The sequence below is a fragment of the Poseidonocella pacifica genome (assembly GCF_900111875.1).
Lineage (GTDB): Bacteria > Pseudomonadota > Alphaproteobacteria > Rhodobacterales > Rhodobacteraceae > Poseidonocella > Poseidonocella pacifica.
This window is the reverse complement of sequence record NZ_FOJU01000001.1, coordinates 750,781-774,913: the sequence shown is the minus strand read 5'-3', so window position 1 is coordinate 774,913 and position 24,133 is coordinate 750,781. Positions and strand designations below refer to the sequence as shown.

The 24,133-nt window shown below is 61.2% G+C and carries 26 protein-coding genes and 1 tRNA gene; 18 read left to right on the top strand and 9 right to left on the bottom strand.

Going from position 1 to position 24,133, the window contains the following annotated elements; genetic code table 11:
• Positions 1-48 precede the first annotated feature (48 nt).
• Both BM234_RS03690 and BM234_RS03685 read left to right on the top strand, forming a co-directional pair.
• Positions 49-936: a DMT family transporter gene (locus tag BM234_RS03690; protein ID WP_092060710.1), complete on the top strand. Its 888-nt coding sequence runs from the start codon at positions 49-51 to the stop codon at positions 934-936.
• A gap of 100 nt (positions 937-1,036) precedes the next feature.
• Positions 1,037-2,197: an OmpP1/FadL family transporter gene (locus BM234_RS03685; RefSeq protein WP_092060709.1), complete on the top strand. Its 1,161-nt coding sequence runs from the start codon at positions 1,037-1,039 to the stop codon at positions 2,195-2,197.
• Between the two features lie 55 nt (positions 2,198-2,252).
• On the opposite strand, the gene BM234_RS03680 is transcribed toward BM234_RS03685, so the two are convergent.
• On the bottom strand, positions 2,253-3,395 hold the full coding sequence (locus tag BM234_RS03680) for a HupE/UreJ family protein (RefSeq protein ID WP_092060707.1): 1,143 nt from the start codon (positions 3,393-3,395) through the stop codon (positions 2,253-2,255).
• Here BM234_RS03680 and BM234_RS03675 point away from each other — a divergent pair.
• From BM234_RS03675 to BM234_RS03660, 4 genes are all read left to right on the top strand, one after another.
• Positions 3,379-4,170, top strand: a complete 792-nt coding sequence (locus tag BM234_RS03675; RefSeq protein WP_092060705.1) for a DUF4198 domain-containing protein — start codon at positions 3,379-3,381, stop codon at positions 4,168-4,170. The two genes, BM234_RS03680 and BM234_RS03675, sit on opposite strands and share 17 nt — an antisense overlap.
• Before the next feature lie 39 nt (positions 4,171-4,209).
• Complete coding sequence (locus BM234_RS03670; protein WP_092060703.1) at positions 4,210-5,103, top strand: PfkB family carbohydrate kinase; 894 nt, start codon at positions 4,210-4,212, stop codon at positions 5,101-5,103.
• Positions 5,100-6,023, top strand: a complete 924-nt coding sequence (locus tag BM234_RS03665; protein WP_092060701.1) for a pseudouridine-5'-phosphate glycosidase — start codon at positions 5,100-5,102, stop codon at positions 6,021-6,023. Before BM234_RS03670 ends, BM234_RS03665 begins: the two co-directional genes overlap by 4 nt.
• A 74-nt stretch (positions 6,024-6,097) precedes the next feature.
• Positions 6,098-6,817, top strand: a complete 720-nt coding sequence (locus tag BM234_RS03660) for a DUF502 domain-containing protein (protein ID WP_092060699.1) — start codon at positions 6,098-6,100, stop codon at positions 6,815-6,817.
• A gap of 3 nt (positions 6,818-6,820) precedes the next feature.
• On the opposite strand, the gene BM234_RS03655 is transcribed toward BM234_RS03660, so the two are convergent.
• On the bottom strand, positions 6,821-7,852 hold the full coding sequence (locus tag BM234_RS03655) for a patatin-like phospholipase family protein (RefSeq protein WP_092060697.1): 1,032 nt from the start codon (positions 7,850-7,852) through the stop codon (positions 6,821-6,823).
• A gap of 10 nt (positions 7,853-7,862) precedes the next feature.
• Positions 7,863-8,636, bottom strand: a complete 774-nt coding sequence (locus BM234_RS03650; RefSeq protein ID WP_092060695.1) for a 3-hydroxybutyrate dehydrogenase — start codon at positions 8,634-8,636, stop codon at positions 7,863-7,865.
• A gap of 370 nt (positions 8,637-9,006) precedes the next feature.
• Here BM234_RS03650 and BM234_RS03645 point away from each other — a divergent pair, with 370 nt between their 5' ends.
• Together BM234_RS03645 and BM234_RS03640 are read left to right on the top strand one after the other, a co-directional pair.
• Positions 9,007-10,719 carry an extracellular solute-binding protein gene (locus tag BM234_RS03645; RefSeq protein WP_245752471.1) on the top strand — a complete coding sequence of 571 codons (1,713 nt, stop codon included), beginning with the start codon at positions 9,007-9,009 and terminating at the stop codon, positions 10,717-10,719.
• A 4-nt stretch (positions 10,720-10,723) separates the two neighbouring features.
• On the top strand, positions 10,724-10,837 hold the full coding sequence (locus BM234_RS03640) for an entericidin EcnA/B family protein (RefSeq protein WP_092060691.1): 114 nt from the start codon (positions 10,724-10,726) through the stop codon (positions 10,835-10,837).
• 303 nt (positions 10,838-11,140) lie between these two features.
• Here the strand turns inward: BM234_RS03640 and BM234_RS03635 are convergent, their stop codons facing one another.
• Positions 11,141-11,764: a helix-turn-helix domain-containing protein gene (locus tag BM234_RS03635; RefSeq protein ID WP_092060689.1), complete on the bottom strand. Its 624-nt coding sequence runs from the start codon at positions 11,762-11,764 to the stop codon at positions 11,141-11,143.
• A 112-nt stretch (positions 11,765-11,876) separates the two neighbouring features.
• On the opposite strand from BM234_RS03635, the gene BM234_RS03630 reads away from it, so the two are divergent.
• Together BM234_RS03630 and BM234_RS03625 are read left to right on the top strand one after the other, a co-directional pair.
• Complete coding sequence (locus BM234_RS03630) at positions 11,877-12,524, top strand: DsbA family oxidoreductase (RefSeq protein ID WP_092060687.1); 648 nt, start codon at positions 11,877-11,879, stop codon at positions 12,522-12,524.
• A gap of 102 nt (positions 12,525-12,626) precedes the next feature.
• A complete protein-coding gene (locus BM234_RS03625; RefSeq protein WP_245752469.1) occupies positions 12,627-13,841 on the top strand; it encodes a multidrug effflux MFS transporter in 1,215 nt (404 codons plus the stop codon).
• Here the strand turns inward: BM234_RS03625 and BM234_RS03620 are convergent.
• The 3 genes from BM234_RS03620 to BM234_RS03610 form a co-directional block, all read right to left on the bottom strand.
• Complete coding sequence (locus BM234_RS03620; RefSeq protein WP_092060684.1) at positions 13,838-15,661, bottom strand: ABC-F family ATP-binding cassette domain-containing protein; 1,824 nt, start codon at positions 15,659-15,661, stop codon at positions 13,838-13,840. The genes BM234_RS03625 and BM234_RS03620 overlap by 4 nt on opposite strands.
• A 41-nt stretch (positions 15,662-15,702) precedes the next feature.
• Positions 15,703-16,440 (bottom strand): GNAT family N-acetyltransferase, encoded by a 738-nt coding sequence (locus tag BM234_RS03615; RefSeq protein ID WP_092060682.1) that lies wholly within the window; start codon positions 16,438-16,440, stop codon positions 15,703-15,705.
• Positions 16,441-16,542: 102 nt separating this feature from the next.
• Positions 16,543-17,001 carry an outer membrane protein assembly factor BamE gene (locus BM234_RS03610; protein ID WP_092060680.1) on the bottom strand — a complete coding sequence of 153 codons (459 nt, stop codon included), beginning with the start codon at positions 16,999-17,001 and terminating at the stop codon, positions 16,543-16,545.
• Positions 17,002-17,085: 84 nt separating this feature from the next.
• On the opposite strand from BM234_RS03610, the gene BM234_RS03605 reads away from it, so the two are divergent.
• The 8 genes from BM234_RS03605 to BM234_RS03570 all read left to right on the top strand — a co-directional run bounded on the left by BM234_RS03605 (position 17,086) and on the right by BM234_RS03570 (position 22,675).
• Positions 17,086-17,640 carry a YceD family protein gene (locus BM234_RS03605; protein ID WP_245752467.1) on the top strand — a complete coding sequence of 185 codons (555 nt, stop codon included), beginning with the start codon at positions 17,086-17,088 and terminating at the stop codon, positions 17,638-17,640.
• Positions 17,641-17,804: 164 nt separating this feature from the next.
• On the top strand, positions 17,805-18,011 hold the full coding sequence (rpmF, locus tag BM234_RS03600; RefSeq protein WP_092060676.1) for a 50S ribosomal protein L32: 207 nt from the start codon (positions 17,805-17,807) through the stop codon (positions 18,009-18,011).
• Between the two features lie 23 nt (positions 18,012-18,034).
• Positions 18,035-19,141, top strand: coding sequence for a phosphate acyltransferase PlsX (gene plsX / locus BM234_RS03595; RefSeq protein WP_092060674.1), 1,107 nt, complete (start codon positions 18,035-18,037; stop codon positions 19,139-19,141).
• Positions 19,138-20,109, top strand: coding sequence for a beta-ketoacyl-ACP synthase III (locus BM234_RS03590; protein ID WP_092060672.1), 972 nt, complete (start codon positions 19,138-19,140; stop codon positions 20,107-20,109). The genes plsX and BM234_RS03590 overlap by 4 nt, the downstream gene beginning before the upstream one ends.
• A 92-nt stretch (positions 20,110-20,201) precedes the next feature.
• Positions 20,202-20,504, top strand: coding sequence for an integration host factor subunit alpha (gene ihfA, locus BM234_RS03585; protein ID WP_092060670.1), 303 nt, complete (start codon positions 20,202-20,204; stop codon positions 20,502-20,504).
• Positions 20,505-20,515: 11 nt separating this feature from the next.
• Positions 20,516-21,430 carry a MerR family transcriptional regulator gene (locus BM234_RS03580; RefSeq protein ID WP_092060668.1) on the top strand — a complete coding sequence of 305 codons (915 nt, stop codon included), beginning with the start codon at positions 20,516-20,518 and terminating at the stop codon, positions 21,428-21,430.
• A gap of 60 nt (positions 21,431-21,490) precedes the next feature.
• A tRNA-Pro gene (locus BM234_RS03575) sits at positions 21,491-21,567 on the top strand.
• Positions 21,568-21,598: 31 nt separating this feature from the next.
• Positions 21,599-22,675: a 2'-deoxycytidine 5'-triphosphate deaminase gene (locus BM234_RS03570; protein WP_092060666.1), complete on the top strand. Its 1,077-nt coding sequence runs from the start codon at positions 21,599-21,601 to the stop codon at positions 22,673-22,675.
• Here the strand turns inward: BM234_RS03570 and scpB are convergent, their stop codons facing one another.
• Entirely contained in the window at positions 22,676-23,338 is a 663-nt protein-coding gene (gene scpB / locus BM234_RS03565) for an SMC-Scp complex subunit ScpB (RefSeq protein ID WP_092060665.1), read from the bottom strand.
• Positions 23,331-24,128, bottom strand: coding sequence for a segregation and condensation protein A (locus BM234_RS03560; RefSeq protein WP_092060663.1), 798 nt, complete (start codon positions 24,126-24,128; stop codon positions 23,331-23,333). The genes scpB and BM234_RS03560 overlap by 8 nt, the downstream gene beginning before the upstream one ends.
• Positions 24,129-24,133: the final 5 nt, after the last annotated feature.

Below are 24,133 nucleotides of genomic sequence, written 5' to 3'. Positions count from 1 at the left end.
TGACGGCGCCACGGTCGCCCGCTAAGCGGGCAATCAGGAGGAGCCATCATGAATCCAGCTCTGGTCGCCGCGCTTTGGATGTCCGGCGCGATAGTCTCTTTTACGTCCATGGCAGTGGCCGGGCGCGCCATCAGCCTTGATCTCGATACGTTCGAGATCATGCTCTATCGCAGCCTGCTGGGTATTGTCATCGTGCTCACCGTTTCTTCCATTGTCGGCACGCGGCGCCAGATCACCACGCGGAACATGGGCCTGCATCTGGTGCGCAACATCAGCCATTTCACCGGGCAAAACCTCTGGTTCTTTGCGGTGGCAACCATCCCGCTCGCGCAGGTTTTTTCGCTGGAATTCACCTCCCCGCTCTGGGTGGTCGTGCTCTCGCCCCTCATCCTTGGGGAAGCGTTGACCCGCTCCCGCGTATTCGCGGCGCTGCTCGGGTTCATCGGCATCCTCATCGTCACCCGGCCGGGCACGAGCGAGATTTCTCCGGGCGTGATCGCCGCCGCCCTCGCCGCCATCGGATTCGCCGGATCCGCGGTGTTCACCCGCCGCCTGACCCGGACAGAGACGATCACCTGCATCCTGTTTTGGCTCACGACGCTTCAGGCGGTCTTCGGACTTGTCTGCGCCGGCTACGACGGCGACATCGCGCTGCCTGCGCGCAGCTCGGTTCCCCTGCTCGGCGTGATCGGCTGCGCGGGACTGATCGCGCATTTCTGCCTGACTACGGCGCTGCGGATCGCACCCGCTACGGTTGTCATGCCGATTGATTTTGCGCGACTTCCCGTCGTCGCGATCATCGGCGCGCTGGTCTATGGAGAGATCCTCGACCCGTTTGTTTTTATCGGGGCGGCGATCATCTTTGTCGGAAACTACGTTAACATCCTCGCCGAGAGTAAAAATCCAGCAACCCCCCGCACAGTATCGGAAAAGTGACGCTACGGCGGAATTCTCAACGTGACGCTGGGTCAAAGATTGACGGTTGAACGGTGCTCTCGCTAGCGTGACTTTCACTCACGTGACAGGAGGAGACATCGTGAAGAAACTGGTGGTTTCAGGAATAGCCATAGTTGCATCGGCTGGAAGCGCGCTCGCTGGGGGAGTAGATCGTTCGGGGCAGAGTGTTGCGTTGATTTTCGAGGAGGGAAACTACGCGCAACTATCCTTTGGCTCGGTATCCCCGGACGTTTCCGGGGTCCAGACTGCCGCAACTGTCTTTCCCACTGCACCCGAAGGCGCAAAATCGGGCAATATGACGAACGACTACACGCAGTTCTCGCTCGGCGTGAAGCAAAGCTATGGCAATGGCTTCGAAGCGGCCGTCATCTTCGATCAGCCATTCGGGGCCGACGTGGAATACCCGAGCGGTGAATATTTCGCCTCGGATTCCACTGCGGAGCTGACCAGCAGCGCGGTGACGGGGATCGTCAAATATACAGCACCCAATAATGTCAGCGTTTTCGGTGGCTTGCGCTACCAGCGCTTCTCGGCAGAGGCAGCCATTCCCTTCATTACCGCCCCCTTCGGTCTGCTCGCCGGGCAGGAATACCAAGCGGACGGAGGCGAGGACGAGGGCGTTGGTTATCTCGTAGGCGTCGCCTATGAGCGCCCCGATATCGCGCTGCGCGTCGCGTTGACGTACAACTCTGCGATTGACCACGAACTGGAAACCACAGAAAACTCTTCTCTCGGCCTTGGACGTACCAGCACCACCGACGTTACCACTCCGCAGTCGATCAATCTTGAATTCCAGTCGGGCATTGCGGCCGATACGCTTGTCTTTGGCTCCATCCGCTGGGTCGACTGGTCCGAATTCGAGATCGCGCCGGAGGATTACGACGGTCTGCTGGATCTTTTGACCGGAGCCGATGACTACTCTCTGGTCTCCTACGAGGATGACACGATCACCTATAGCCTCGGCCTCGGTCGCAAGTTTTCCGAAAACTGGGCTGGCGCGGTTACGGTTGCGCATGAGCCTGCGCATGGCGGAACCTCTTCGAACCTCGGCCCGACCGATGGTCGCAGCTCGGTCGGCCTTGCCGCGACATACACGATGGACAACGTGAAGATCACCGGTGGCGTAACCTATGCCTGGATCGGCGACACAGAGACGAACTCACCGGGCAATCAACCCGGTACAGAGTTCGAGGACAACCACGCAGTCGGTTACGGGCTGCGTATCGGCTACACGTTCTGATCACCATTTCGGACCGGACAGGGAACGGCGGGTCATTGACCCGCCGTTTTTCGTTTCAGAGCAGCGTGCGTTCCACCACCCAATAGGCACCGATCACGCCGATGATCACCGAAGCCGGGATCGCGATGGCGCCGCGGTACCACGGCTTGTCGCCGAACCAGTAGCCGACCGCGAGGAAGGCCGCGGCGATCACGGTGAGTTGCCCCAGTTCCACTCCGACGTTGAACCCGATCAATGCGGCGACGAACCCTCCGGGCGGCAGGCCAAATTCCCCTAGAACCGACGCAAACCCGAGGCCATGCAGCAAGCCGAAGAGAAAGACGACCACCGGCCGCCATGGTGTCAGCCCGCGGGACAGGATGTTCTCGACCGCGACATAGGCGATAGATGCCGCGATGAGCGGCTCGACGATCGCTCCGGGCACCCGGACGATGTCCAGCGCGCCGAGGGCAAGGGTCACCGTATGTGCAAGCGTGAAGGCCGACACCTGCCACAGCAGCGGGCGCAGCCTGGGCGACAGGAAAAAGAGGCCGAGCACAAAGAGGATATGGTCGAGGCCCTTGGGGAGAATATGGTCAAACCCCACGGGAATGTAGCTCAGGAATGTCGCCCCGATACTCGCCGCATCGCCGCCTGAAACGGAAATGGGCGGCGAGGTCTCGCCGCCATTCAGATAGCCGGTAAACGGATCCTCCGCCCCCTGTTGGCGCAGGATGAGCGCGCCAAAGCCTGTGGGCCAGTATAGTGAGATAGATTGCGTGCCTGCGGGCAGCGCGCCGGCCAGCACGGCATGGGAAGCGCGGGAGAGTTCCAGATCAGGCGCAGGCTCTACCCGCACCTCGGCAAGTCTCAGGGCAACAGGCTCCCCGTCCGCCATCAACCGGAGTTCCATCGAGGGCCAAAAGGCGCGGACCTCTTCGGCGAATGCTTCGGGCGGCAGCGCGCGCAGTGCATCGTATCGCTCCGCGCGGTCGGATGCATCCGTATCCTCCAGACCGTCGAGATCGACACCGGCGACGAAGGCCTCCAGCGTCGCGCGCATATCCAGTGTCACGGCGTCTCCCTCCATCGTGAGGCCCGCAATCGTGGGCATGACCTCGTGGGCTCGTACCGCTCCGGCCCACAGCAGGCTTGACACTACGGCGAGCAGGGTCACCTCTCGGATAAACAGGAGTCGCCCCATGGTCAGTCGCCTCATCTACAGTCTCCTCTTCGCGCTCGCGGGGCCGGTCTCTGCCCATGAATTCTGGATCGCGCCAGAGCAGTATCAAGTCCCCGCCGGGGGCACCATCACCGCAGACCTGCGCAATGGCGAGCATTTCAATGGATCCCGCCTGCCATATCTACCCCGCAGGTTCGAACGTTTCGACTGGATTTCCGCCGCGGGGATCGCCGAGGTCGAAGGCCGCGCTGGCGATCTTCCTGCCGTGCGTATCGAGGGCGCGCCAGAGGGGCTGGCCGTGTTGGCCTATGGGTCAACCGAGCGGCAGATCACCTACAAGGCTTGGGAGAAATTCGCCGCCTTCGCAGCCCACAAGGGCTTTGCTGATGTCGAAACGTGGCACGATGACCGTGACCTACCTCGCGACGGGTTCGTCGAAAGCTATCGGCGCTACCCGAAGGCTCTGGTTGCCGTTGGGCATGGCCGTGGCACTGATCGTGCCACGGGGCTGGAGACGGAATTCATCGCGGAAGCAAACCCTTATGTGCCGGGGTTCACCTCTCCCCTGCCCGTTCTTCTGCTCTATCAAGATGCGCCACGCGCGCAGGCCCAGGTGGAGGTTTTCGACAAGGCGCCGGACGGCGCCGTGACGATAACGACCCAGACCACGGATGCCGACGGCCGCGCGCAGATCCCTGTTGAGGCGGGGCACAGCTATATGCTCGATGCGGTGGTCTTGCGGGTGCCAGATGGGCCAACCGATGCCGCGTGGGAGACGCTCTGGGCGACGCTTACCTTCGCGGTCCCCTAAGGGCTTGTGCCCGTCACGCGCCCGGTCCAGAAGGGTCGAATGACGACCAGCCCTGACATCCTTTGCATCGGTTCCGTCCTGTGGGACGTGATTGGCCGCGCGCCAAACCCAATGCGCTTGGGATCAGACGTGCCGGGCCGGATTACGCGGCTTCCCGGCGGCGTTGCCATGAACATCGCCATGACCCTTCGGCGTTTTGGTATGCGGCCAGCGCTGTTGTCCGCTGTGGGACGCGACGCGGAGGGGGATGAACTGATCGCCACCTGCGCGCGGATGGGCATGATCACGTCCCATATCTATCGCTCCGACGACCTTCCGACCGACCGGTATATGGCCGTTGAGGGCGCGAACGGTCTGATCGCCGCGATTGCCGACGCCCATTCGCTTGAGGCGGCGGGTGACAAGATCCTGCGCCCCCTCAAGGGCGGCACGCTCGGCGGTCCGGGGCGGCCCTTTGGCGGGATCGTCGCATTGGACGGCAATCTTACCGAAGCGCTGCTCGAAGAGATCGCAGGGTCCGACCTTTTCGCCGAAGCCGATCTCCGCGTGGCCCCGGCCTCTCCGGGCAAAGCCGAACGTTTGACGCCGTTTCTGGATCACGGCCGGGCAACGCTCTATGTCAATCTCGAAGAAGCCGGATTGCTCTGCCATACGCAGTTCCCGAGCGCTGGGGCGGCTGCCGAAGGCCTGCTTGCGCGCGGGGCCGCTCGGGCCTTGGTGACCGATGGCGGCCGCAGCGCCGCGATGGGAATTCCGGGCGCAGTCATCGACAAAACCCCGCCCGAAGTACTCGTCACCCGTGTGACGGGCGCGGGCGACACCTTTATGGCGGCCCATATCGTGGCAGAGGCCGAAGGCGCGGCACCGGATGCCGCCCTCGACCGCGCCTTGGCCGCCGCAGCCGCTTATGTTTCAGGAGACATTTCCGCATGATAGATATCCGCCATTCCACAGAGGTTGCCGAGGCCCTGAGTGCAGGGCGCCCCGTGGTCGCACTCGAATCGACTATCATTACCCATGGCATGCCTTATCCACGCAACCTCGAAACGGCCCGCATGGTCGAAGATGACATCCGTGCCGAAGGGGCCGTGCCCGCGACCATCGCGGTCATTGAAGGGCGGCTTCATGTCGGACTGGAACCTGCGGAACTGGACGCGCTGGCGCAAGCCAAGGGCGTGGCCAAGCTTTCCCGTGCGGACATGCCTGTTTGCCTCGCCTCCGGCGGCACGGGGTCCACGACGGTGGCCGCCACGATGATCGGCGCACATGCCGCCGGTATTGAGGTGTTCGCCACCGGCGGCATCGGCGGGGTTCATCGCGGTGCGGAAGACAGCTTTGACATCTCTGCCGACCTTCAGGAATTGGCGCAAACGCCCGTGACGGTTGTCTGTGCCGGGGCGAAGGCGATCCTTGACCTTCCAAAAACATGGGAAGTGCTTGAAACTCTTGGCGTTCCGGTGATTGTTCGCGGACAGGATCAACTGCCGGCATTCTGGTCGTCGCGATCCGAATACGAGGCGCCTCTTCGCCTTGACGAGCCGGCGCAAATGGCGCGTTCACACCGGATGCGCGGCGCGCTCGGCGTTCCGGGCGGGCAGCTTATCGCGAACCCGATTCCAGCCGCTGATGAGATCCCCTCCGCTGAGATTACCCCGATCATCACACGGGCCATCGGCGATGCCGAACGTCATCGGATATCTGGCAAGGCGCTCACGCCATACTTGTTGCAACGTATCTTTGAGTTGACCGAAGGCCGTTCACTGGAGGCGAATATCGCGCTGGTGCGCAACAACGCGCGGCTTGCTGCCCTGATCGCATGCGAATTATGCGCTTTGCCCGTGGAAAAGACCTGAGCGCGCGCGGCGCAACTTGTTGTCTCTGAGTGGAACACTTAGATTTAGGTGTGAAACCAAATCCGGAACCTGACATGAGCGAGCCCTTCACCGACGAGACCAAGCACCGCCGGGCGGGGTTTCTTGGCCGGCTGCGCGCGTCGTTCCTGACCGGTCTCGTTGTCATTGCTCCGGTAGCTTTCACGATCTGGCTGATCTGGTCGGTCGTTGGCTGGATCGATGGGGTGGTCCTGCCCTTCGTGCCGCGCGCCTATCACCCCGAAACCATCATTCGCGACGTGTTCGGTCCCGAAGTGCAGGTGAACATTCGCGGCCTCGGTGTTGTGGTATTCCTGTTCTTCACCATTCTCGTCGGTTGGCTTGCCAAGGGGTTTATCGGGCGCGGGTTCATCCGCTTTGCAGAAAGCCTCGTGGATCGGATGCCGATCGTTCGGTCGATTTATACCGGCGTGAAGCAAATTGCCGAAACCGTCTTTGCCCAATCGGACCGCTCCTTTGAGAAGGCCTGTTTGGTACAGTATCCGCGCAAGGGGGTCTGGGCCATCGGGTTCATTTCCACAACCGCCAAGGGCGAAGTGGCGAACCGGGCAGAGACCGGCGGTGAGCTTATGTCGATCTTCGTTCCGACGACGCCAAACCCGACCTCTGGCTTTTTGCTGTTCTTCCCGCGTGAGGACGTGATCGAGCTTGATATGTCGATCGAAGACGCGGCGAAGCTCGTGATTTCAGCGGGCCTTGTTTATCCCAACGCAAAAGAACCCGCACGAGAACCGTTGATCCGCGCCGCAGAGTAGCCCTCAGCCGAACATCTCTTCGAGATCAACGGTCTGCCGGTGGCCGAGATCGTCCTTATGAGCGCGCAGGAAACGATCCGCTGCGCGTTGCCCTGCCTCTTTCAACTCGTTGATGATGATGGGGTTGGGCACCAGCTTTGTCGCCACCGAGAGCCGGTTCATCAACTGGTCGTCGGCAATCATGTGCACCCGGACATTCTTCATCGTCCCGTCCGGCACGGCATCGTTGGCCAGAAGCCTCTGAACGAAGCGGACGGCGCGCAGATCCTGTAACAGCGCAGAATTGAAGCTAATTTCGTTGATACGGTTCTGTATTTCCTGCGGGGAGACCGGCAGTGAGTCGCGCACCAGTGGGTTGATGTTGATGATGACCACATCATCGGGCAATTCGCGGTCATAGAGCGGGAAGAGCGCCGGATTCCCGACATACCCGCCATCCCAATAGGATTCGACGATCCCCGTCTTTGGATCCTTGACCTCTACCGCCTGAAACATGGTCGGCAGGCAGGCCGAGGCAAGAAGCGCGTCAGGCCCGATCTCATCGCCCTTGAAGACCTTGATCTTGCCCGTCCGGACATTGGTGGCGGAAAGATACAGCGCAGGTCCTTTCGCACCGCAGACCTCACCGAAATCAAGCTGTTCGACGATCTGCGCCAAAGGATTGGTATAAAGCGGCCCCCAAACATAGGGCGACAGCATGCGGGTCGACGCGTCGGCCATCGCGAAGGCCGGAGAATATTCGATGTACTTGGACACCACCGGGAGCGACGGCATGAAGGGTTGCATCCAGCCCGGCAATTCCAGTTGTTCCAGCCGGCCGATCTGGTCCCAGAGCCAATCCAGCGCGTCACGAGCGCCCTCGGCGCCTCCGGTCGCCATACCCGACTTGAGCGCGGCGGCATTGAGAGCCCCTGCGGATGTGCCGGTGATCGCGGCAATCTCGATATCATCCTCTCGCAAGAGACGGTCGAGCACGCCCCAGGTAAAGGCCCCGTGCGCCCCGCCGCCTTGCAAACCGATGTTGATCCGGACCATCCCCCCGCCCCTAAAGCGCGGTCCAGCCACCGTCGACGCTTATCGTCGTTCCGGTGATCTGGGCCGCTGAATCGGAGCAAAGGAAAACTGCCGTGCCGCCGAGTTGCTCGACGGTGGCGAATTCCTTGGAGGGCTGGCGCTCCAGCATGATGGTCTTGATCACCTCTTCGCGCCCCATGTCGTATTTCTCCATCGTGTCCGGGATCTGTGCCTCCACGAGCGGGGTCAGAACATAGCCCGGACAGATGGCATTCGCGGTGATCGGCTCCTGCGCCGTTTCCAGCGCCGTGACCTTGGTGAAGCCGACGATCCCGTGTTTGGCCGCGACATAGGCCGATTTGTAGGGCGATGCGGTAAGGCCATGCGCCGAAGCGATATTGACCACCCGGCCCCATCCCGCCTTGCGCATCAGGGGCAATGCCGCAGCGGTGGTGTGAAAGGCTGAGTTGAGGTTGATCGCGATAATCGCGTCCCATTTTTCGGTCGGGAATTCATCGATCGGCGCGACGTGTTGAATACCTGCGTTGTTCACGAGGATGTCGCAGGCCCCGGCCTGTTCGATCAAGGCGCGGCATTCGTCCGCCTTGGACATGTCGGCCTTGATGTACCGCACCTCGGTGCCGAACTCCTTGGCCATTTCGCGCGCGAGGTCGTGATCCTCCGCATTGTCAGTGAAGGAGTTGAGCACGACGGAGGCTCCCGCCTCTGCCAGTGACCGGGCGACCCCTAAGCCGATTCCGGAATTAGATCCCGTGACGACCGCTGTTTTGCCTTTGAGTGTCATGTCTGCTCCTCCGTGACGTCTTTGGGAGCAGCGTAATGCTGCATCTGCGAAGATCAAAGCGCGGTGGGGAGTATGGACCAAAAAAAACGCCGGCACGAAGCCGGCGTTGAGTTATTGAGGCAGGTTTCATACAGGCAAGAAACCTATCGAGCAGTGACTTCCTTATAAGCAAACTACCGCATCGTTCCAACCTAAAAGTTTGAAAAGGCTCGAAACCGGGGATACGGTTCATGAAACAATACCCTTGAGAGCAGCGTCGTACCCCTGAATGTTAACAAAGCCTTTATTTTTCTTGCGCCCGTTAACCTTGATCCTCGCGGGTCTCTGCACGGCGCCTTTTGCACAGGCCGAGCCGACTCACGGCATAGCTATGTACGGAACCCCTGCGCTGCCACCGGATTTTGTGTCTCTTCCCTATGCAAACCCTGACGCGCCCAAGGGTGGACGAATCGTTACCGGAGAGTCCGGCAGCTTCGACAGCCTTAACCCTCATATCCTCAAGGGCAACGTCCCATGGGCTCTCCGATTTCTGGCCTATGAGAGCCTCATGGGCCGGTCCTGGGACGAACCGTTTACCCTCTACGGACTTTTGGCCGAATCGATAGAGGTCGGACCGGACCGGGAGTGGGCCGAATTCACCCTGCGGGAAGGCGCGCGATTCTCGGACGGCACGCCCGTCACCGTCGAGGATGTCATGTGGTCCTATGAGACGCTGGGAACGGTGGGTCACCCCCGCTATCGCGGCACCTGGGACAAGATCGCGGCGATGGAGAAGACTGGCCCGCGCGGCATCCGCTTCACCTTCAACGAAGCGAACCGAGAGCTTGCGCTGATTATCGGCATGCGACCGATCCTGAAGAAGGCACAGTGGGAGGGGCTGGATTTCGCCGACTCCGGCCTCGACGTGATCCCGATTTCGACCGCGCCATATGTGATCGACGCCTATGAGGCCGGTCGTTATGTGAGCCTGAAGCGCAATCCGGATTATTGGGGCAATGATCTGCCCTTTCGTCGTGGCACCAACAATTTCGACGAAATTCGCATGGAGTTCTACGGTGACGGGGCGGTCGCCTTTGAGGCCTTCAAAGCGGGTGAAGTCTCCACCTTCCGGGAATTCAACGCCGAAAAGTGGGAGACTCAGTACAACTTTCCGGCGGTAGAGCGTGGTGATGTTGTCAAATCGGTGATCCCTCACGAACGTCCCACAGGCATGACCGGCTTTGTGATGAACACCCGCCGCCCGCAGTTCGAAGATTGGCGCGTGCGCAGTGCGATGATCCATGCCTTCAACTTTGAATTCATCAACCAAGCTCTTACCGGCGGACGGCAACCGCGCATTGCCTCTTACTTTTCCAACTCTGTCCTCGGGATGAAAGACGGCCCTGCCACGGATGAGGTCCGTGCGCTGTTGGAGCCGTTCGCCGAAGAGTTGCCCCCCGGCGCAATAGACGGTTACGCCCTACCCGTTTCCGACGGCTCGGCCCGCAATCGTTCAAACATCGCCAAAGCGCTCGACCTCATGGAACAGGCTGGCTGGACCGTTCAGAACGGACGCCTCGCCGATGCGACGGGCACCCCCTTCACCTTCGATATCCTGCTGCAAAGCGCGGATACAGAGAGCCAGTCAATCATAGATATCTATCTCAAGGCACTGGAACGGCTCGGGATTTCAGCGTCGGTTACCTCGGTGGATTCGGCACAGTTCGAATCCAGGCTTCAGGATTTCGACTTCGATATGACCTATTATCGCCGCGGCGTCTCGCTCAGCCCTGGCAATGAGCTTTTCCTCTACTGGGGGCAGGATAGCGCCACATCGACCGGATCGAGCAACCTGATGGGCGTGGCCTCACCCGCTGTCGATGCCATGATCCGCGAAATTCTGACTTCCGAGAGCAACGATGGCTTCGTCGCCGCCACCCGTGCGCTTGACCGAATCCTGACTGCGGGGCGCTATGTCATCCCGATTTATCAGTTCAACATCAGCCGTGTAGCCCACGCCAAGGAGCTCAAGTTCCCCGATGCATTGCCGATTTACGGCGATTGGATCGGATGGCAGCCGGACGTGTGGTGGTATGAGGACTAGAACGATGAAGACACTTCTGCCCCTCGCGGCCCTTCTCCTGCTTGCTGCCTGCGCGACCGTTGATGGCGTGGGGCAGGACATTTCCAGCGGCGCCCGTCAGGTTCAGCGGATGTTCTGACCCTGCTCCGATCCACCACAGGTTGCTTAACCTTTTGTTTACGGCGATGGTGCCAAGGTAACCAAGTCGTTAAGGAATCGACGCGTTCAGGGAGATCCGTCTTGAGTAGCTTGTCTTGGCCCGCCGCCACTCTACGTACTATCACAGATTGTATTTCACGGCTTGTCTACACACTCACGGGTTCGTTCTCTGCGCCTAGCGATGCCTTTGCTCCACTCACGGAACGGCAACTGCGCGAGGATCTGAACCAACTGATCCCTGTGGTCGCCATGGCGCCTCGGCCCCGTAACGCGCGTTCCGCGATCAGACCAACGAAGTAACCCAAAGGATCGTGGCGTCGTCGGCACTCACCGAAACGACGTTGTGGCCCATTGAGGCATCGTAATAGGCGCTGTCGCCTCGGCGCATCTCCACCGGTTCGTAAAACTCGGTGTAGAGCCTGATCACTCCCGTCAGCACATACAGAAACTCTTCTCCATCGTGCCGGACCCAGCCGTCGAATTCCTCCATTTGTCGGGCGCGGACGCGGGCGCGATAGGGAAGCATCTTCTTGTTAGTCAGTTGCGAGGCGAGCATCTCATGCTCATAGGTGGCCGTCGGATGCGCGGCCCCCTCATCCACCCGTGTCACGGTCATGCGGCCGGTAACCTGATCCTGCTCCGGCGGGGTGAAGAGTTGCGGGACCGAGATATCAAGTCCTACCGCAAGTTTCTTGAGCGCGTCATAGGTGGGCGACATCAGCCCGTTTTCGATCTTCGAGAGGGTCGAGCGCGCCAGACCCGCCTCTTTCGCGGCTTGCTCCAGCGTCCAGCCCAGCCCCTTGCGCAGATCGCGCACCCGCGCGCCAAGATCCAGAGGTTCAGGCCGGTCCGTTTCGCCCGACTGGCGGGCAAGTGTGATGAGAGTGCGGGGGTCACGACTATCCATGGCGGAGGTCCTTACGGCGCTTGCTTGGTTCGCGCAACTCCAACGGTGGGTTTGCCCTCTGCGGCGAGGCGCGCTAGAACCCGCCTTTACGCGTCACAGCCGGGAGCGCCCCATGGTTAAGCTCGACATATTCTCCGATCCGATCTGCCCTTGGTGCTACATCGGCAAGCTGCGCCTGGATCGCGCCCTCGAAGCGCGGCCAAATCATCCTTTCACGGTCGAATGGCATCCCTTTCAGCTCAACCCCGACATGCCCGCAGGCGGGATGGTCCGGGCCGAGTATCTGGAACGCAAATTTGGCGGCAAGGAAGCGGCAGCAAAGGTCTATGCCCAAATCGACCAGCATGCCCGAGATACCGGGCTCGAAATTGACTGGAGCGCCATTTCCCGCACGCCAAACACACTGGATGCCCATCGTCTGATCCATTGGGCCGGGATAGAGGGGCGTCAGACCGCTGCTGTATCCCGCCTCTTCAAGGCATATTTCCTTGAAGGCCGTGACATTGGCGAGCACGAAGTTCTTGCCGATATCGCGGATGGTATTGGTCTCGACGCGTCGGTCATCCTTCGACTCTTGGGTTCGGAGGCGGACCGCGAAGAGACCATGGCCCGCGATACACAAGCGCGGGAGATCGGCATCGACTCTGTTCCGACCTTCATCGTTGCTGGCAAGCACGCGATGCCGGGGGCACAGGAAACCGCGCTTTGGGAAAAAGTCATCGACGAGGTCTCTGCCCAACTCTCCGAACAAGAGGGCTGAACTGCACAAACGCATGTTCGCTCACGCACAGAAAACGAGCCGCTTTGCAGTGGCCCGTTTTTGATCTGCATGGTACGGGCCGGGTCTAATAGGAGATTTCCAGTGCCTTCCCGAACCATTTCCCAGAACGAGTTCGTCGTTCTCATCGCGATGCTGACCGCATCCGTCGCGTTTTCCGTCGATGCCATGCTTCCCGCTCTGCCCCAGATCGCCGCCGAGCTTGTGCCCGAGATGCCCAATGAGGCGCAGCTCATCATAACCTCTTTTGTGCTGGGCATGGGTATCGGCACGTTTTTCACCGGTCCGCTTTCGGATTGCTATGGTCGCAAGGCGACGATCGTAGGCGGGGCCGCGCTCTATATCGTCGGGGCGCTTCTCGCTTGGGCCGCCCCGTCCCTTGAAACCATGCTGGCCGCGCGGGTCTTGATGGGATTGGGCGCAGCGGGGCCGCGTGTCGTGGCTCTGGCCGTAGTCCGCGATCTCTATTCGGGCCGTATCATGGCGCGGATCGTCAGTTTTGTGATGATCGTCTTCACGCTCATCCCCGCCTTTGCCCCGTCATTGGGCGCGGGGATCATGGCCCTCACCGGCTGGCGCGGCATCTTTCTGGCTTTCACTGTTTTCTCTGTGGTCACGACCGGTTGGCTCATGTTCCGCCTGCCTGAAACCTTGCCGAAGGAAAACCGTCGCCCGGTGCGCGCGCCCGTGATCTGGGCCGCCACCAAGGAGGTCCTGACGCACCCCACCGTGCGGCTGTCCATCGTCGTGCAATCGCTGGCCTTCGCCATGCTCTTCACCATGATTTCTTCGACGCAGCAGATCTTTGACGAGGTGTTCGGACGGGGCACGACATTCCACTTCTGGTTCGGCGGGATCGCGCTCTGTGCCGGGTCTGCGGGTTTCATCAACAGCCAACTCGTGGTCAAGCTCGGCATGCGCAAGATCATCAAGGTGATGTTCGGGATCGAAATGATGATCTCGGCGGCGATGTTGCTGATCGCGATGTCGGGTGTCCCGCAGGAGGTTCTGTTCCCTGCCTATGTGATCTGGGTAACGTCGGTCTTCTTTCAGACCGGCATGTGCGTGGGGAACCTCAATGCCTTGGCGATGGAGCCGATGGGCCATATCGCCGGAATCGCGGCCTCGATCATTGCCGCCATTTCAACCATTGCGGCGGCGATCATCGCGATCCCGATCGGGCTCTCCTATAACGGAACGATCGTACCCATTGCTTTCGGGATCTTTCTTTGCGCGGCGCTCGCCCGTCTAGTGAGCGGCTTTATCCGCCGCGATCAATCCGAGGATGCGGAAGCCTAAGCTTCCGCCTTCTCTTCCAGACCGAGCCATTCCTCTTCAGCAGCAGCGAGCTTCTCCTGCCGCTGAGCGAGGGCCTCGGTTGCCTTCTTGAATTTGACCGGCTCACGGGTGAACAACTCCGCATCGGCGAGCAGCTCTTCAAGCTTTGCAATCTCTGCTTCCAAACGTTCGATCTCCGCCGGCAATGCCTCCAACCGGTGCTTTTCCGTGAAGCTAAGCCCGGATTTCTGGCCTGACTTCTTGGCACCCTTATCGGTTTTTCCGGCCTTGCCGTCAGGTTTCGATTGAGTCTGAGATTCTGCGGCGGCCGTTTCCGCGCGCTGCGCGCGATAATCGGACCACCCACCTGCATAGACGGTAGCGCGGCCTTCGCCCTCCATCGCGATCGTGGTTGTTGCCACGCGATCCAGAAAATCGCGGTCGTGGCTCACCAGAAGGACGGTCCCGTCATAGTCGTCGAGCAGTTCCTGCAAAAGATCGAGCGTTTCCACATCAAGATCGTTGGTCGGCTCGTCCAGCACCAGAAGATTGCTTTCCTTGGCCATCAACTTGGCCAGCAGCAGTCGCGCCTTTTCACCCCCGGAGAGGGAACGCACGGGCGCGCGGGCCTGTGCCTCGTCAAAGAGAAATTCCTTGAGATAGCCGACCACGTGTTTTGGCGTGCCGCGAACCAGCACCTGATCCGCCTGCCCCGATACGCGCATCTCCTTATCTCCCGTCAGGCTTTCCCAGAGGGTCATCTCGGGGTCAAGTTGCGCACGCGATTGATCGAACACTGCGAGTTCGAGATTGGTGCCGAGCTTGACGCGGCCTGAATCCGGCTCGACCTCGCCCAGCAGGATTTTCAGCAGAGTGGTCTTGCCGACGCCGTTGGGGCCAACGAAGGCGATACGTTCTCCGCGCTGCACGGACAGGTCGAACGCGTGCAGGATAACCTTGTCGCCGTAGCTCTTGGTAAGTCCTTCGGCCTCAATGACCTTCTTGCCGCTTTTTGGCCCGCTATCGAACGCCATGGCCGCCGTCCCCTGACGCCGGATCATGCTCGACCGCTCCGACCGGAGATCCTGAAGCGCGCGGACACGGCCCTGGTTGCGCTTGCGCCGGGCGCTGATCCCCTCAACGGCCCAGCGGGCCTCTGCCTTGATCTTACGGTCGAGCTTGTGCCGGGCGCTGTCCTCTTCATTCCAGAGCTTGTCGCGCCATTCCTCGAACCGCTCGAAGCCTTCTTCGTTGCGGCGCACCTGGCCCCGGTCGATCCAGAGGGTCGCACGGGTCAGGTTGCGCAGAAAGGCGCGGTCGTGACTGATGAGGATATAGGCCGTCCGAGTGGATTTGAGTTCATTCTCAAGCCACGCGATAGCTTCGATGTCGAGATGGTTGGTCGGCTCGTCAAGCAGCATGAGTTCGGGCGCTTCGGCCATGAGCTTGGCCAGCGCGGCGCGGCGGCGCTCTCCACCGCTTGCCGCCTCAACGGCCCGTGTGGGATCGAACTTGAGACCCTCGGCAACGGTCTCAACTCGGTATTCTTCCCCCGGCTCCAGACCACTGGCGGCGTAGTCGCCGAGCGTGGCATAGCCTTCCATGGTCGGTTCCTGCTCCATGTAGCCGACGCTGATGCCCGGCGGCACGACCCGCGTGCCGGCATCGGGTTCCACCAATCCGGCCATGACTTTCAGAAGCGTCGACTTGCCGGAGCCATTGCGCCCCACAAGGGCGACCCGGTCGCCAGAATGAACCACGAGGTCGAGCCCGTCGAAAACGGGATCACCTCCGAAGGTGAGGGAAATGTTGCTAAGCTGGAGTAGGGGTGCGCGTGCCATGGGCGGGAGCTAATCGCGCCCGCCGGAATGGTCAATCGCCTTCAGCCCGCAACAGCGCGAAGAAGTCGTTTTCGTGCGGCGGGGATCGCTCCGATCTCCAGCCCGGTAAAGACGTGCAGCGTATTCATCTTGTCATCAACCACCGCATGGTCGCTGACCCAGCCACCCATGGCGAGGTAGGTCCGCAACAACGGCGGCATCCGCAACATGGCGAGTTTGGCATCGGGCTTGCGCCGCAAAAGCTGTGCAAAACGAAAAACCTTCGGCGCCTTGACCTTCGGCAACCACCGGGTGGGCGCGAGGTGGCGGGCTCGCAACACAGTGAAGGCATCGAGATAGTGCTGTGCGTCCGTCCCCTTGAAGGAAGAACAGCCGAACAGCATGTCGACCCCTTCCTCATCCACGTATCGGGTCATCGCCCCCCATGCCACGCGCAGGATGTCCGGATCGCGGCCGTGGTCGGGATCGATGCAGAATCGGCCCATTTCGACCATACGGCCCGCAAACCCCTTGAGGGCAGACAGCTCATAATACTGGGCGGCATAGCTTTGGTCGATCTCACCGGGGCCAAGGGGCAGAATTCGATAGCAACAGACCAGCTTGCCGGTCGTGGCCTCTTCGATCAGTACGTGGCGGCACAGAGCGTCGAAGGGATCGGCATCGCGCCCCTCGGGGCTTGTCGCATCTTGTGCAAGAAAGGCGCGCCAACGCAGGCGCTGCGCCACGTGGATATCCGCGGAGGATTCTCCGAAACGTGCCACATACCGTGCTGTGCGCATTGCCGCCTCCCGCTCTGGCCCTGGTCAAGGCCCCTCTGCCGGATCAACGTGACGCCTGCGTGACAGCTTTGTAGTGGCTAGGCCTCTGCGGCGATCCTGCGCCTATTCTTCACCAAGGATAGTGCCCGCGTCGAAGCGGCCAAGGTTGCCGAGCAACTGACGCAGGAATGTGGTGTTGCGCACAGTGTTGTCGGTGACGCGCCGGGTCAGCGGTACGATACGGCCATCCTCGAGGGTGAACCGCTCCACATTGCTGACCCCGCCGCTGGACCCAAAGGAGATCACGACAACCTGCCGGTCGATGATTTCCGGTGCGAGAAACCCGAAGTGCCGCACACGAGAGGAGGCATAGAAAATGCCGTCCTCGTCCTGCGGGGCGGCTGCGGTGGGCGATCCCAGCGTCGCGATGACGCTGGCGCGGCTCTGTCCGAGGTTGACGGCGGCAAGCGCTTCGTCCGCAGGAACATAGCCGTGATTGCGATATTGAGCCACACAAGCCGAGAGCATGAGTGCAGCACCAAATCCAAGGGCAATGCGAAGCCCGCGTGTTCTGCCTGCCATGTCTGCCCTCTTGTATCCCGTGGTCGCTCCTCGCATATCGGAGGAATGACGCCTGTTCAAGAAAGAGAAACCGGAGGTACGCCCTTGTCAACGCCAGCTGTCTCGCACCCGCACCGGATTGATGGTCTTGCAAGATCCCATCCGACCGCCTTCGAGATCCGGCCCGGGCGTGATGCGCTTGCGGCCCTGAGCGATACGCTGAAGCTGTCAGATCTGCGAAAACTCTGTTTCGCTGGCGAGATTGCGCCGCAGGGGGCCCGGGACTGGGTCCTGCGCGGAACCTTGGGGGCGACGGTCGTGCAACCTTGTGTCGTGACCCTCAAACCGGTGACCACCCGGATCGAGGAGCGGATATTGCGCCGCTATACGCCCGACGCGATAGAGCCGAAGGCCGCCGAGATCGAAATGCCCGAAGATGAAACCGTTGAGCCGCTGCCATCGGTCGTGGATCTCGGCGAGGTGATGACGGAGGCGCTGGCGCTTGCCCTGCCCGCTTATCCACGCGCAGACGACGCCAGCCTCGGTGAGGCAGCCTATGCGCCGCCCGGCATCGAGCCGCTTCGGGATGAGGATACCAAACCCTTTGCCGGGCTTGCTGCGATGCGCGACAAGCTCGCAGGCAAAGATACCTCCGATTGAGCGGCCCGCTGACCCACAGGAAATAAAGACTTGCACCGCGCCTCAGGACGAGTATTTTCGCGCGCTCATCCTGTAAGGCATGGACAGTCGGCCCTCATCCGCATATGAGGCCGCCGAGACGTAGATATACGGGGGATGTGCCCCCGAAAAGATGAGGTTGAGACATGGCCGTCCAGCAGAACAAAGTTTCCAAATCGCGCCGCAACAAGCGCCGCGCTCACGACTCGCTCGAAGGGGCAAACCCCAACGAGTGCGCAAACTGCGGTGAACTCAAGCGCCCGCACCACGTGTGTGCCGCTTGCGGTCACTATGATGACCGTGAAGTCATCGCGCAGGCTGACGAGATCGATCTCGACGAAGACGCCGCCTGAGACACACCGGACCGGACGACGCCATGAATTCCACGAGGCAGAGTGCCGGGAACGAGGTCGGTGAGCGTATCATCATCTCCATCGATGCGATGGGAGGCGACCGTGGTCCATCCGCGGTCGTTTCGGGTATGGCGCGTTCACAGCGCAAGAACCCGGATATCGGATTTATCGTTCACGGGCGCCGCGACGAGCTTGAACCCCTGATTGCGCGCAAGCGCGGGCTTGGTGATGTGTGCGAGATCCGGGATGTTCCGGACATCGTGACCATGACCGAAAAACCCGCGCAGGTGATCCGCAACGGCAAGAACACGTCGATGTGGTCGGCCCTCGATTCCGTGAAACAGGGCGAGGCAGAGGTTTGCGTGTCCTGCGGGAATACCGGTGCGCTCATGATGCTGTCGGTTGTGCGCTTGCGCAAATTGCCCGGCGTTGACCGGCCTGCGATTGCCGTGCTCTGGCCCTCGCGTAATCCTCAGGGTTTCAATGTCATGCTGGATGCAGGTGCGGATATTCGCGCCGATGAGCGTGATCTTGCGACCTATTCGGCCATGGGTGTCGCCTATGCCCGCAGTGGCCTTGGTATCGAGCGGCCGCGCGTTGGCCTGCTCAATGTCGGGACCGAAGAACACAAGGGCCGCGCCGAGCTCAAGCTTGCACATGAGCATTTGCAGGCTGCATCGGTGGACTCGGATTTCGATTATGTCGGTTTTGTCGAAGGTGGCGACCTGCCCTCTGATCGCTGTGACGTTGTGGTGACCGACGGCTTTACCGGCAACGTCGCGCTCAAGACGGGCGAAGGCACCGCAAACCTGATCGCTGATCAGTTGCGCGAAGCCTTCCGCTACTCGATCCTGTCGCGCCTCGCCTCGCTCCTTGCGCTGACTTCGCTTCGCCGTCTGAAAAAGCGGATCGACCCGCGCCGGGTCAATGGCGGTGTGTTCCTGGGCCTGAACGGTACGGTCGTGAAATCGCATGGCTCCGCCGATTCTACCGGGGTCTCGGCCGCGATCAAGCTGGCCTACCTTCTGACTCAGCAACGCTTCTCGGAAAAACTTGCGGCTCGGGTTGCATCTGCACCAAACCTTCCTCAGACTGCTACGACTGGGGGCAACGGCGGTAGCAGTGAATGATGAAACGGGCAGTGATCTGCGGCGTCGGGCATTATTTGCCCGAACGGGTGGTTCCCAATAGCGAGTTCGAGAGCACACTCGACACGACCGACGACTGGATCCGCTCCCGTTCGGGGATAGAGCGCCGCCATTTCGCTGCCGAAGGGGAAATGACTTCCGACCTCGCGACCAAGGCCGCGCAAGCCGCCTTGGCGGACGCCGGGATCGACGCGTCCCAGATCGACGCGATCATCCTCGCCACCTCCACTGCCGATCTTACCTTCCCTTCCGCCGCGACGATGGTTCAGGCCGCGCTCGGCATGGAAAAGGGCTTTGCCTTTGATGTGCAGGCCGTTTGCGCAGGATTTGTCTACGCGCTCTCCAACGCCAATGCTCTCATCGTTTCAGGTCAGGCCGAGCGCGTGCTCGTCATCGGTGCCGAGACCTTCAGCCGCATCATGGACTGGACCGACCGCAGCACATGCGTTCTTTTCGGTGATGGCGCTGGCGCGGTGGTTCTCGCTGCTGCGGAGGGCGAGGGTGGAACCGATGATCGCGGAATACTCGCCACGGACCTGAATTCCGACGGTCGGTATCGCGACATCCTTTATGTCGATGGCGGCATCAGCACCCAAAACACCGGTCATCTGCGTATGCAGGGCAAGGAAGTCTTCCGTCACGCGGTCGAAAAGCTTGCGGAAACTGCTGAAACCGCCCTCGCCAAGATTGGCATGACGGGCGAGGACGTGGACTGGATCGTTCCGCATCAAGCGAATATCCGCATCATACAAGCAACCGCCAAGCGTATGGGCGTCCCGATGGACCGCGTCGTTGTGACAGTGCAAGATCACGGCAATACGTCGGCGGCATCGATTCCCCTCGCACTGTCGATCGGGCGGGCGAACGGGCAGATCAAATCAGGCGATCTTGTTGTCACCGAAGCGATTGGCGGCGGTCTGGCATGGGGATCGGTCGTTTTGCGTTGGTAAAGCGGTACATGAACGGCCTCGGGCCAAGCCATTGATATTGACTTGGCTTTTCGAAAGCCCTTAAAGTCGCCGGCACGCAGGGGAGTTTGGGTATGTCGAACAGAACGTTGACGCGAATGGATCTTAGTGAAGCGGTCTTTCGAGAGGTCGGACTTTCTCGTAATGAATCCGCCCAGCTCGTCGAGAGCATTCTCGGCCACATGTCCGACGCGCTCGTCGCTGGCGAACAGGTCAAGATTTCTTCCTTCGGAACGTTCAGCGTGCGGGAAAAAACCGCGCGTGTGGGCCGCAATCCGAAAACCGGCGAAGAGGTTCCCATTTCCCCGCGCCGCGTGCTGACCTTTCGGCCGTCGCATCTCATGAAGGACCGCGTCGCCGACGGCAACAAGCGATAGGCCCGGCTGGCATGGCCAAATCCCCCGACGCCTTTCGCACGATCAGCGAAGTCGCCGAATGGCTTGAGACGCCTGCCCATGTGCTGCGGTTCTGGGAGAGTAAGTTCAGTCAGGTGAAACCCGTCAAGCGCGCGGGTGGTCGGCGTTATTATCGCCCCGCGGACATGCGGCTGCTTGGCGGCATCAAGAAACTTCTCCACGAAGATGGCATGACCATCAAGGGCGCGCAGCGTATTCTCCGCGAGGAGGGCGTGCGCCACGTGGCGCAGATGTCGATCCCGCTCGAAGACGACCTTTCCGATTACGTTGACGATCCGGCGGAGGAAAACGCAGCCCCTGCCCCATCCCCCGCGCCGATCGTTGCGGAACTACCCGAACCCGTTCTGCCGGGACCGATTGAGGAAGACATCGCCGAGCCCGTCCTGACGGAACCCGTTGTGGAAGAGGTCGCCGACCCTGTTCTGCCAGAGCAGGTTGAGGAAGACACCGCCCAAGATCAAGAATTGGCCCCGGTCGTAGAGGACCCCGAGCCGTCGCCGCAATCCGACCTGCCGTTTTTCAAACGTGCGCCTCGGGAAGATGCGTCAGAACCCGCGCCCAGGGTGGCGGAGGAGATCGGCGATCAACCCGCCGAGATCGCAGAGGAAATAGCCGCGCTCCCAGAGCTTGAAGAGCCGCTGCCTGACCCGGATCCGGAAGAGATCGAGGTTCCCGAACCGCCGTCTCTCGCGGAGCAGATCGGTGATCGGATCGCCGAAATTCCCGAAGTCCCGCATGCTGATGAGATCATGGCCCCGGCCGGAACGCTGTCGTCCCTGACCCTTGAACAGGTTGCGGTGCTAGGCGCTTCCACGGCTGAAGTTGCCCCGGTTGCGGCACGTCTGCGCGCCCTGAGAGAGCGGCTGACAAGCGCCGCGCAGGGATAACAAAAAGATGCATTCGACCCCTTGCTCCCACGGTCAAAACCGGTATGAAGCACGCACAGTCGGGCTATGGCGCAGCCTGGTAGCGCGTCCGTCTGGGGGACGGAAGGTCGCAGGTTCGAGTCCTGCTAGCCCGACCAGTATTTCCTCCCCCACGCCGCCAGTCCTTCGATGACTGGCGTCCTCGCCTCCCAGCAAATTCGGTCAATGATCGCCTCGGGTGCCCTCTCCGCAGAGGTCCCGATATTGCCCGAACAGATTCAACCTGCCAGCCTTGATCTCCGCCTTGGCACTGTGGCGTATCGCGTGCGGGCATCCTTCCTCGCGGGCGAGGACATCCCCGTGACCGACAAGCTTGCCGCGTTTGAAATGCACCGGATCGATCTGACGGATGGCGCCGTGCTGGAAAAAGGGTGCGTTTATGTCGTGCCTCTGATGGAGCGGTTGCGCCTGCCGGATGGGGTTCAGGCTGTGGCCAACGCAAAAAGCTCCACAGGCCGGCTCGATTTGCTGACCCGAACGATCACCGACGGGGGCACGGAATTTGATCGTGTCGCTCCGGGCTATGACGGTCCGCTCTACGCTGAAATCTGTCCGCGCTCCTTCTCCGTTCTGGTTCGGCCCGGCATGCGTCTTAACCAGATCCGCTTTCGCATGGGTCAGGCAACCTTGGACGATGCCGCATTGCACAGCCTGCACGATGCGCGCGGTCTGGTATCAGGAACGCCGGTGATCGCGGACGGGCTTGGTTTCTCCGTTGATCTGCGTCCAGCGGAGGGTGATCTCGTCGGGTATCGCGCAAAGCCTCATACCGGCGTCATCGATCTGGACCGGATCGGCGGTTATGCCCCCGGCGACTACTGGGAAGAGATCCGCACGACAGAAGGTCGGATCATCCTCGATCCCGGCGCCTTCTATATTTTGGTCAGCCGCGAGGCCGTGCATATCCCCGCAGATCACGCCGCAGAGATGGCCCCCTACCTTGCGATGGTGGGGGAATTCCGAGTGCATTACGCTGGGTTTTTCGATCCCGGCTTCGGCAGTCATGAAGCTGGAGGCGAAGGCTCACGCGGTGTGCTCGAAGTCAGATGCCACGAAGCGCCTTTCGCGCTGGAACATGGCCAGATTGTTGGCCGCCTGATCTATGAGCGGATGTCGGAGCGCCCAGATCAGCTTTACGGCAGCGGCATCGCCTCAAACTATCAGGGGCAAGGCCTCAAACTTTCAAAGCACTTCCGGGCCGGCTGATCACTCTTCGAAAAGCTCGCTCTGCTCGTCGTCTGCGGCTAGCAGGTCGTCGTCCGACGTCTCCCCCGGTCCCGGCACCGATCCCGGTGGGGGGCGATTGTCCAGCAGACCCGCCGCGCGCAATTCCTTGAGCCCAGGCAGATCCCTTGCGCTTTCCAAGCCAAAATGGTCGAGAAACTCTTGCGTCACAACGAATGTGGCGGGTCGGCCCGGTGTCATCTTGCGACGACCGAACCGAATCCAGCCCATTTCCAGCAATTGATCGACCGTTCCCCGGCTGACGGAAACACCGCGGATCTCCTCTATCTCCGCCCGTGTGACAGGTTGGTGATAGGCAATGATGGCGAGTGTCTCGACGGCGGCGCGCGACAGTTTGCGTGTCTCGACCGTCTCCTTTTGCATGAGATAGCCAAGGTCCGGCGCGGTGCGCATTGCCCACGCCTCGCCGACCCGAACGAGCCGCACACCCCGCCCCTCATAGCGTTTGCGCAAGTGGGCGAGCGCGGTTGCGGGATCGCTGCCATGGGGCATACGGCCCGTCAGCTCCGACACGGTAACCGGCGCGGGCGTGGCGAACAGGATCGCCTCGACCATCCGCTCCTGCTCCCCCATGGGCGGGGCCGCAAAAAGGCTCTGCCCCTGTTCGTCGTCGTGATCAGTCATGCCGTTTCCTGCGCAGTTCGATGGGCGCGAAGGTTTCGCTCTGACGAATTTCCACCTTGCCCTCCTTCGCCAGTTCCAACGACGCGGCGAAGGTCGCGGCGGTGGCGGAGCGGCGGCGCTTTGCGTCGGTTCGGAAATCGTCGGGCAGATAGCTGGAAATATCGGTCCACGTCCCGGCAAATCCGATCAGCCCGCGCATCCGTTCCAGCGCCTGTTCCATGGTAAAGACCGCCTCGCGATCAAGAACGAAGGGGCGAAACTCATCCTTCGTCCGAAGCCGCGCGTACCCTTGCATGAGGTCGAGAAGCGTGGCGGTATAGCGCACGCGCCGCACACGCTCGACCTGTTCAGGGATGCCGCGCACGAAAAAATCGCGCCCCATCTGATCGCGGGCCAGCAGTTGTGCTGCCGCGTCGCGCATCGCTTGCAGCCGTTCCAGTTGGAAGGCGAGGTGCGCGGCAAGCTCTTCCCCGGACGGGCCGTCTTCTTCCGGGTCCGGGGGCAGAAGCAGGCGCGATTTGAGAAAGGCCAGCCAGGCAGCCATGACCAGATAGTCCGCCGCAAGTTCGAGGCGAAGCTCCTTGGCACGCTCCACGAACAGCAGATATTGTTCGGCCAGTTGCAGGATGGAGATCTTGCGCAGGTCGACCTTTTGCGTTCGGCTCAGAGTCAGGAGCATATCCAGCGGGCCTTCGAACCCGTCCACGTCGATGATCAGCGCCTCGGCGGCCAGCCGGGCGGCAACCGTGCTGTCGCTCGGCGCGTTCGGATCGAAAAGCTCCTCGGTCATCGACC